This window comes from Roseibium denhamense (genome assembly GCF_009711415.1).
GTDB classification, from domain to species: Bacteria; Pseudomonadota; Alphaproteobacteria; order Rhizobiales; family Stappiaceae; genus Roseibium; species Roseibium denhamense.
This window is the reverse complement of sequence record NZ_SMLZ01000113.1, coordinates 233,983-241,024: the sequence shown is the minus strand read 5'-3', so window position 1 is coordinate 241,024 and position 7,042 is coordinate 233,983. Positions and strand designations below refer to the sequence as shown.

7 protein-coding genes are annotated in these 7,042 nt (G+C 58.2%); 3 read left to right on the top strand and 4 right to left on the bottom strand.

All coding sequences use genetic code 11. The annotated features are described in order from the left end of the window. Together E1180_RS17495 and E1180_RS17490 are read right to left on the bottom strand one after the other, a co-directional pair. On the bottom strand, nt 1-1,841 hold a 1,841-nt coding region (locus E1180_RS17495; RefSeq protein ID WP_208997208.1), incomplete at its 3' end, for a fatty acid cis/trans isomerase. Next, nucleotides 1,838-2,068 carry a hypothetical protein gene (locus tag E1180_RS17490; protein ID WP_208997207.1) on the bottom strand — a complete coding sequence of 77 codons (231 nt, stop codon included), beginning with the start codon at nt 2,066-2,068 and terminating at the stop codon, nt 1,838-1,840. The genes E1180_RS17490 and E1180_RS17495, both read right to left, overlap by 4 nt. A gap of 202 nt (nt 2,069-2,270) precedes the next feature. On the opposite strand from E1180_RS17490, the gene E1180_RS17485 reads away from it, so the two are divergent. From E1180_RS17485 to E1180_RS17475, 3 genes are all read left to right on the top strand, one after another. Next, nucleotides 2,271-3,596: an NAD(P)/FAD-dependent oxidoreductase gene (locus E1180_RS17485; protein ID WP_155193048.1), complete on the top strand. Its 1,326-nt coding sequence runs from the start codon at nt 2,271-2,273 to the stop codon at nt 3,594-3,596. Between the two features lie 2 nt (nt 3,597-3,598). Beyond that, nucleotides 3,599-4,921 carry an NAD(P)/FAD-dependent oxidoreductase gene (locus E1180_RS17480; protein WP_155193045.1) on the top strand — a complete coding sequence of 441 codons (1,323 nt, stop codon included), beginning with the start codon at nt 3,599-3,601 and terminating at the stop codon, nt 4,919-4,921. A 124-nt stretch (nt 4,922-5,045) separates the two neighbouring features. Continuing rightward, nucleotides 5,046-5,558, top strand: coding sequence for a ClbS/DfsB family four-helix bundle protein (locus tag E1180_RS17475; RefSeq protein ID WP_155193043.1), 513 nt, complete (start codon nt 5,046-5,048; stop codon nt 5,556-5,558). 22 nt (nt 5,559-5,580) lie between these two features. On the opposite strand, the gene E1180_RS22715 is transcribed toward E1180_RS17475, so the two are convergent. Next, nucleotides 5,581-6,279 (bottom strand): GNAT family N-acetyltransferase, encoded by a 699-nt coding sequence (locus E1180_RS22715; protein ID WP_155193040.1) that lies wholly within the window; start codon nt 6,277-6,279, stop codon nt 5,581-5,583. Continuing rightward, nucleotides 6,276-6,803, bottom strand: coding sequence for a MarR family winged helix-turn-helix transcriptional regulator (locus E1180_RS17465; RefSeq protein ID WP_155193037.1), 528 nt, complete (start codon nt 6,801-6,803; stop codon nt 6,276-6,278). Before E1180_RS17465 ends, E1180_RS22715 begins: the two co-directional genes overlap by 4 nt. Between the last annotated feature and the right edge of the window lie 239 nt (nt 6,804-7,042).

Genomic DNA, 7,042 nt, shown 5'->3' with positions numbered 1-7,042 from the left:
GTCATGTCCCAGAGCTGCGGCTGGATTTCCAGCAGACGGGTCAGGAATTCCTGTTTTGGATTTTGTGTTCCAAATGCAATCCCGGTCGGCGTGTGCGTGTCGAGCGGAGTTTCCTTCCAGCGGTCCATCAAACTGACAAATGGGCCCCGGTACCAGCCGTCGTGAAGCGGCTGACGCTGATCTGGAGGGAGAAAGCTCAAAAAATTGCGCTCGCCTTCGCGCCGCAGGTTGTCCATGTAAATCCGGGTCGTCAATTGGTGTTCAACATTGCCGAACACATCGAACCCGGCGACAAGATTGTAGTAAATCCGTTCGAACAGCGGAAAATCAATGACCCAGGCGGTCTCAGGGATCCGGCCCGCAAACCCGGAAACGACGGATGCCGATGAAAAGTTCCGGTAAACCGTCAGCCGGGCATCCGGTTTCGTGCCGTCACCGTCCCATATGTGTGCATAGGCTGGCGGGCCGTTTTCCGCCGCTTCGCGGGCATAGCGCTGCTGGCGCAGTTCCTGGTACTTGACCGGACCGCGTTCCAAAAAGCTTGTGATCCGGTCGTTCAGATCTCCATCGGAAAGAGCAACCGGCAATTCGAGGATCGGGACGATCTGGTTCAGATAAGCTTGATCGCTGACGGAGAGGTCTTCGTCTGGGTCAAGAAACGATACCCAGAACCGGTCCTCGATCACATTGACCGCGACCTGGCCGTAGCAGACCGGGCCGCGGATGAAGGAGCGCACGAAATACTCCGCATTGTCGAGCAGAAACTGATACCGGCTTCGCGCTGGAATCGCGCGGAACGTCGACAGGGGATTTCCACCTGCGGCCGTTGAATAGGGTGGGAGCTGCGAGAGCGTCCAGTCAGGGTCTAGAAAGAGTTCCTTGTACCGTGCAAGCCGCGTTGGACCGATTTCGTAAACGATATGCTCCTTGTGAAGGATCGTCCCGGAAATGGGAACCAGACGGTAGGTGAATGGGGTTCCTGGATCATCAAATGGGCGGCGGGTGGCAACGTCTTGCGGCGGCGTGCCTGCCGGTGTTTTGGAGCGGATCAGCCGGAAGAACCGATCCGACCGGTCGCCCTCAATATGCAGATGCGCCAGGAAAAGATGCTCATAGATGTATCGGGCGACCAGCCGGGTCCGCGTATCTGGCCCATTCAAAAATGCCTCGATGTCTGAAACATGCTGTGAGATCCGGGAGGGGAGCTCTCTGGCGGCGCCGGCGCCGGCCGGTGCGCCGGCCATGGCCCACGCCATGAGCTGCTGATAATCCTCCTCTGGAAGCGGTGCCATGGCATATGGCATGCCGCCCATCGGGTGTTCCTTGAGATACTGCGCGGTTTCACCCGGGGCAGGACAGCTGAGGTCACGGCTGAGATCAAGATCGACGCTGTCGGGCAGCGCGGCGCCGAGTTCAAATTCCGGCGTCCGGCCAGCAGCAATCAACTGCGCGAGTATAGATCCGCCAGGATCGTTGCCGGTGACTGGAAAGAAGCCTTTTTGGCGCCATTCGGAGGTAGTCGTTGCATCAACGCCGAGCCGTGTCAGCGGGGCGTCCTCCAGCCGGGACGACTCGTATACCTTCTGTTTGCTGGCACCGCGGAGCCAGCCCTCCGGTGAGGACAATTTCAACTGGCAGGGAGCGTCGTAGCAACCGTGGCAAACAACACACCGCTTGTTCAATGTGTCCTGAACGACGCCTTCAGCTTGAACCCGGCCATTCGTGCCGAGCATCAATGAGACGGCCAGCACCAGGACCGCGGCACGAAAAAGCCGCCGCGAAGCGGCAAGGAGCGTATATCTGCCGCAGATGCGGGCGTGCTTTTCCGGCAGTCGCCTCATGTATCATCCTCTGACATGCGCGGACGGGTTTTCCGGTCTGGCACATCAGGGCCCTGGTAGCTGATCAGATACGCCCAGCCCGCGTAAAGCGTGATCGCCCCCATGATGTAGACCCAGGTCACGGAGCCAAAAAAATACTCAACGCAGGTCCATCCGGCACAGGCAGAGACGAGCAAGAGGCGGGCCCAGAGAGGATCGAGCCAGGGATGTTCTACCGGACCAAACACGCTTTTGCCTTTCTCATGTGGCACCTCCTGATGCCAGGGATTGTGCCATGACGTTACGAGAGCTGCTTCGGTCAATAAAATCGAACGATATCAGCGCTCTATTATATGGTTTTGCCTTGCAACATGACCAGCGACATTGGAATGTAATCACGTATGTACCCGCAGATCCAACTTCCCGCCATGTGTGCCCGGACAAGCTGACATGTTATCCCGTCTCGATCTCCTGACTGCGAATGATACACCGGGCAAACATCCGCCGTCATACTATGCTGCAACCGCCAATCAGCTGCTAGAATTTGCCGAGCTCGACGGCGCGCGCAGCGCAGACGTTTGTATAGTCGGGGGAGGGTATACCGGGCTTTCCGCGGCGTTGCATCTGGCTGAAAAGGGTATGGATGTCATCCTGCTGGAGGCCAACCGCGTCGGATGGGGGGCATCGGGGCGCAACGGTGGACAAGTTGGCACTGGGCAACGGGTCGAGCAGACCGAGCTGGAAGAACGCCACGGGCCGTCTCATGCGAAGTTGCTGTGGGACCTTGCCGAAGAGTCAAAAGCGCTGGTCAAGGACCTGATCACCAAGCACGGGATTGCTTGCGACTACACGCCGGGAATCTTGCACGCCGATCATCGCAAGAGCTTTGTTGAAGAAAGCCGGGATTATGTCGAGCATCTCCGGCTGACTTACGGATATGATCAGATCCGCTTTGTCGACGGGGATGAAATCGGCGATCTGGTTGGCAGTCCGCGCTATCATGGCGGTTCCCTGGACATGGGGGCAGGCCACCTGCATCCGCTGAATTTCGCGCTGGGGCTTGCAAAAGCAGCTGATGCTGCCGGTGCCAAGATCTTCGAAACGACCAAGGTCTTAAAGATCGAGGGACGCGGCACGGATCGCGTCACGGTGAAAACAGACAAGGGCAATGTGACGGCGAAGTATCTGCTGCTTGCCTGCAACGGTTATCTGGGCGCTCTGGAGCCGACAGCCGCCGCCCATGTCATGCCGATCAACAATTTTATTCTGGCAACCGAACCGTTCTCCGAGACGGAAGCGAAGGCGCTCATAAGGGACAATTGCGCGGTTGCCGACAGCAAGTTTGTGATCAACTACTTCCGCTTGTCAGCAGACCGGCGGCTGTTGTTCGGCGGCGGCGAAAACTATGGCTACAAGTTTCCGCAGGACATCAGGTCTTTCGTCCGCGCGCCCATGCTGGAGATCTTTCCGCAATTGAAGGATGCCGCATTGGAATTCGGCTGGGGCGGAACCCTGGCAATCACGCTGCATCGCATGCCGTATTTCGCGCGCATCGAGCCCAATATTCTGACGGCATCCGGATATTCCGGCCACGGTGTTGCCATGGCCACGCTGGGCGGTCAGTTGCTTGCCGACGCTGTCAGCGGAACGGCCGGCCGGTTCGATGTGTTCGAAAGGCTGGACATTCCCGCTTTCCCGGGCGGTGACAAGTTCCGGTTTCCGCTGCTGGTGCTCGCCATGACCTGGTACTCCCTTCGCGACCGCCTGGGAATTTGAGTATGTCATTTCCCCGTCCGGACCAGCGCGCGTTTGTCGGAAGCTATTGGGAGCAGAGCGTTGATAAACCGCGGCTTGAGCGTCAGCTGATCGGAAACGCACTGTTTGACGTTGCCGTCATTGGTGCCGGTTATGCCGGATTGAGCACAGCCCTCAAACTTGCACAAGCCGGGGTCTCCGTTTGTGTTTTGGATGCCGAGCATGTGGGCTTCGGGGCGTCCGGCCGCAACGGCGGCTTTTGTTGCATGGGGGGCACAAAGCTCTCCAACCGGCAGCTGATCAAGCGCTTTGGTCTTGAAGAGACGCGAAAGTTTCTGGCCTTTCAGGTCGCCGGAATAAATCTGGTTGCCCAGCGTTTGAAGGACTGGGACGCCGATGCCGGCTGCCACTCGAAGGGGGAAGTCTATCTGGCGCACCGGCCGAGCGATCTGGTCGACTTGAAGGATGAAGCAGCCTTCCTGACGCAAAATTTCGGGATCAAGACCCGTTTGCTGGAGAAGGGGGGGCTCGCGGAAGAGGGGTTGTCTGGACCAGAGTTTCACGGAGGCTTGCATGTGCCTTATGGCTTTGCGCTCAATCCCATGGTCTATGTCCAGGCGCTCGCCCGTGAAGCGCGCAAGGCCGGAACCCGGATCTTTGGAAAGTCGGCTGTCACCCGCTTGTACCGCGATGGGGAACGCTGGCGTTTGAACACGGCTCATGGGGCCGTGCGGGCCAAGCAGGTTGTGCTTGCTGGAAATGGATATGCGCGGGAAGACACGCCCAAATGGCTCCATGGCCGGACCTTGCCTGCCATGTCGTCGGTGCAGGTTACAAGACCGCTGACAGATGATGAGCTTGCCCGTCAGGGCTGGACGTCGGATTTGATGGCGTCCGACACCAGGATCCTGCTGCATTATTTCAGACTTTTGCCCGACCGCAGATTTCTGTTTGGCACCCGGGGCGGCTTGTTTGAAAATGGCAAGGCGCTGGCGGCAATGCAGCGGCGCGCGCGGGCGGACTTTGACAGAATGTTTCCCGAATGGGCGGCCATCCCAACCGACTTCGAGTGGCATGGCAATGTGTGTCTATCGCGCCGTTTAACGCCTTTCGTTGGTCCGGTTCCCGGCATGGACAATGTGTTTGCCGCGCTGGGGTGGCATGGCAGTGGTATTGCGATGGCCTCGATTTCCGGTGAGAAGCTGGCCGGTTTGATGCTTAAGCGCATAGGACGTGATGCGCTTCCAAAAGCGGTTCAGGAGCCCTTGGCCAAGTTCCCGGTCCCGGCCTTGCGCAAGCTTTATCTGCAAGGTGCCTACTGGTGGTATGGCTACCAGGACCGGTAAGGTTCAATAAAGCGCTTAGGTTTAATGCGCGGATGTCAGAATTGAGTTAGCTTTTTGCCGCTAGAGCCAATGCACTGCAAATGCGCGAGGGTTGCTACGGGGGGAGAGTGATCGAGGGTGGATCATGCCGGCGCAGACCAAACAGGAATTGCTGAATGCGGCAGAGGCCGAGTTCGAAAAACTCACGACAATTATGGACGACCTGCCGGCAATGCTGCGGCTTGAGCAGGACGAGGCTGGCATTGCGCCAAAAGACATTCTCGGCCACCGGGCCCATTGGATCGAATTGTTTCTGGGGTGGTACCGGGACGGTCAAGCAGGCCGGAAGGTGTTCTTCCCGGCTGGGGGCTACAAATGGAACGAAACCAAGCGCTACAATGCCGACCTTCGCGCCCGCCAGAAGGGCCTGTCCTGGTCATCCGCGCGGGCACTGCTGGAAACCAACCATGTCGAATTGCTTGCCTTGATCGAAAGCCTGACCGATCAGCAGCTCTATGGCGCGCCGATGAAGGGCTCCAACAATAAGTGGACCACAGGGCGGTGGGCCGAAGCGGCGGGGTCCAGCCACTACCGCTCGGCAACCAAATATCTGCGCCAGCGACTCCGGGCTGCCAACACGCAACGGAAAGAGAGTTGATTGAAACCCGGAAAGCGCAGGGCTAGGACACCGTGCCGGCCTTTTTCCGCACGACGGCAACATTGACGTCCTGAAAAACTTCAAAGCCGAGTGACCGGTAGAGTTCGATTGCACCCGTGTTGGACGCATAGGAATGAAGAATAGGCAGATCGCCGCGCTCGCGAATTTGGTCTGCGACATAGGCAGAAAGAGCCGAGGCAAGGCCGTGTCCGCGGTACTCGGGATGGGTGCAAACGCCGCTGACTTCAGTGAAGCCGTCAAGATTCAGGCGTGTTCCTGCCATGGCAATCAGGCGGTCATCCTTCTTTATTCCCCAAAACGGACCCAGCTCAGGCGTCCGCCTGGTGAACGGGCCCGGCTTGGTGAGGTCCGCCAGACTCCTCATTGCTTGATGGTCGGATTGTAAAAGTGGCACGATTTGCGCGTGGGCCGGTAGTGGCTTTGCCGGTTTCTGCTGGACCATCAGGACACCGAGATCTGCCGTTTCTGCTTCCAAAGCCTCTGGCAATTCGACCGGTGCAGCCTGCATCAGAAAAACCCGGTCAGCTCCATCTTGGAGGAGACCGGCCAGGTCATTTAGCGCTTCGATACTGTTGTCACAGGTTGAGGCGAAAGGGGAGATCGACGGATCGAAGCGGCGGGCCAATTGCGTGCCTGCAGAAAGGTGCTTTTGCCGTGATGTGAGAGCAGACCAGACGGCACGGTCAAGAAGAGGGCTCACTGCGTTTTGCTCCGCTGCTCCAGAAGCTGATCCCAATCCGCCAGCGCAATGCCTTCAAGGCGCGATTTCAAAGGGCTTTGCGAAAGCCTTGTCTCCAATTGGGCGACCTGGTCCAGGAAGGACCCCGAAAGGCCCTCACAGATGCTTTGGACCGCCTGGTCGGCCGCTGGCCAAAGGCTCTCTTTCAGGCGTTTAACGCGTGCCTTGCCCTCATCCGTGAGGGCAATCCGGCTGATACGGCGATCCTGCGGATCCGGAGTGGTTGCGACAAGGTTCTGCGATTTCAAATGATGGATCATCCGGGTAACCCCCGGCTGTGCTTGCTGCAGTGTTCTGGCGAGGTCCCCAACAGACAGTGGCCCTCTTTTATCCAGGATCGCCAGAAGCGGATTGCAGGGAACGGGGAGGCCCTCCTGAGAGGCCGCGTCGCCAAGGTCGGCCGTTTGGGCCTGCAATTTTTCACCCAATCGCTTCAAGCGGCTGCCAAGAGCGGCATAGCCGAGCGTTTTCAATCCATCTTCCATGGGAACCTCATATTTATAACAAGGTATATAACTTGATATTAATCTTGACGCAAGCCGAGGAAACGGCAAACACCCCGGGTGGCCTGATGCGTTGAAGATCATGGAGAAAGCTGCCCGAAACGGCTGCTGGGCTTGATGATAAAGTTCCAAACAACCACGGTCATCCCGGTCAAGCGCAGCGCGAGCCGGGATCGGAGAGCCACAAAACTATGAATGCTGTGAGCATTGTTCGGATCTTC

Coding starts and splice junctions, on each gene's coding strand:
- E1180_RS17485 (WP_155193048.1), top strand. CDS start 2,271: ATGTTATCCCGTCTCGATCTCCTGACTGCGAATGATACACCGGGCAAA.
- E1180_RS17480 (WP_155193045.1), top strand. CDS start 3,599: ATGTCATTTCCCCGTCCGGACCAGCGCGCGTTTGTCGGAAGCTATTGG.
- E1180_RS17475 (WP_155193043.1), top strand. CDS start 5,046: ATGCCGGCGCAGACCAAACAGGAATTGCTGAATGCGGCAGAGGCCGAG.
- E1180_RS17465 (WP_155193037.1), bottom strand. CDS start 6,803: ATGGAAGATGGATTGAAAACGCTCGGCTATGCCGCTCTTGGCAGCCGC.